Origin of the sequence: Burkholderia sp. Bp8998 (assembly GCF_003854235.1) — a bacterium.
GTDB lineage: Bacteria > Pseudomonadota > Gammaproteobacteria > Burkholderiales > Burkholderiaceae > Burkholderia.
Genome location: NZ_QTQF01000121.1, coordinates 1 through 1,728, shown reverse-complemented (window position 1 = coordinate 1,728; position 1,728 = coordinate 1). Strand labels below are relative to the sequence as shown.

The following is a 1,728-nucleotide window of genomic DNA, read 5'->3' as shown; positions in this document are numbered from 1 at the left end:
TTATTTGACCAATGAGTACGTATCGCGCAGCGGGAGGGGCGACCGCTGGAAGAACGGCTCTTGGAGACGGTGACTCGTCATTTGCATGGATGCAGAGTCCGCATTCTCGTCGCTTGTTCTCTCTTGTTGAGCCAGGCGTCGCCAGGACGCAACTGGCTTGCTGCGCCGGAGGTGGACTACTTTGGAACGAAAAGCGGGAGGAGGAGTGAATACGTTGATCGACAGTAAAGAAGGGGCTGTGCTGCCGGAGTGCCCAGCACCCGCCGGTGAGAGTCGTCCCGCCACGCTTTCCGGGCAACTGGGGATGCTGGAAATCGTATTTACCGTGTTGGCGTATAACGCTCCGCTCACCGTTGTCACCGGCATGGGTGTCATGATGACCCTCGGCAACGGGCTGGGTGCTCCAGTCACGTATGTGGTCGCTGGGGCGCTCATTCTGATTTTCTCCGTGGGGTTTACTGCAATGTCGAAGCACGTACCCAATGCGGGTGCGTTCTACGCATACATTACCGCGGGGATCGGGCGCCCTTTGGGACTTGGTAGTGCGCTGATGGCGATGCTCGCATATGGCTTCATGATGATCGGCATCGACCTCTATGCCGGCATAGTCTGCGCTTCATTAGTGAAGCATCTGTTTAATGCAGAGCCGCTTATGTGGTGGGGATATTCACTCGTCCTGCTTGCCGCAGTGGGCGTGTTTGGCTATTTGCGCATTACGTTTTCGGCTCGCGCTCTCACGCTCGCTCTGATCTGCGAAGTGTTGATCGTATTCGTATGGCAAGTTGCCGTCGCTGTGGCTAAGGGCGCCGCCGGCTTGTCGCCATCATGGCTGACTCCTAGCGCTGCTACATCGGGTTCCGTAGGGCTCGCCCTGTTGTTTGGGGTTACCTGCTTCGCAGGCTTTGAGGCTACCGCGGTATTCCGAGAGGAGGCTCGTGATCCGGAGGTGACGGTTCCACGAGCGACGTATTGCGCGATCTTGGTCATGGCCACGCTATTCAGCTCGGCATCATATTTTTTGATTTGTGCGTACGGCCCCCAATTGGTGTTGGAGAAGGCTGCAGCGGACCCGTCACAGATCTCCCTGAACGCGATCGGCCTCTATCTGGGTAAGGCTGGTCTGGAAGCCGTCAATGCTTTGCTGTGTTCGAGCGTTTTTGCCTGTTTGCTCGCCCTGCACAATATCCTTTCTCGATACATCTATTGCTTGGGGCTCGATGGCACGTTTCCGCGTGCCTTGGCGACTGTACATGAACGCCATGGTTCGCCTCATCGTGCCTCGGTCGTGGTGACCGGCTTGATGTTGATTATTCTGATCGGTGTGATAGAGAGCGGAGTCAAGCCATTTGGCGCGTTTGCCGTACTGACCGGAGTTGGCGGGTATTGTTTGCTACTGCTGCTGATTTTGACGTCATTGTCGGTACTGGTGTTCTTTGTGCGCAACATGAAAGGTCAGAGTTTTTGGAGAACAAAAGTTGCGCCTACAGTGAGTTTCTTTCTCCTTTCGTTCGTCGGGTGGCTGGCAACGGAAAATATGAGCGTTTTGACTGGAAATGTGCGGGTTGCTCAGGCTCTGATCGCTGTGGTTTTCGGAACGCTCTTGCTTGGTGTCCTTTATGCGCGGTATTTGAAGCGGGCGCGGCCGGAAATCTATCGTGCTATCGGGCGGCAGGTGATTTGATGCGACTCGGGCCATCGATCGCATAACGTGTGCGGTCTTCATAAAGC

At 55.6% G+C, this 1,728-nt stretch carries 1 protein-coding gene; it reads left to right on the top strand.

The genetic code is table 11. From position 1 onward, the window contains the following. Positions 1–205 precede the first annotated feature (205 nt). Complete coding sequence (locus DIE06_RS37675) at positions 206–1,681, top strand: APC family permease (protein ID WP_124665730.1); 1,476 nt, start codon at positions 206–208, stop codon at positions 1,679–1,681. The last annotated feature ends 47 nt before the right edge of the window (positions 1,682–1,728 follow it).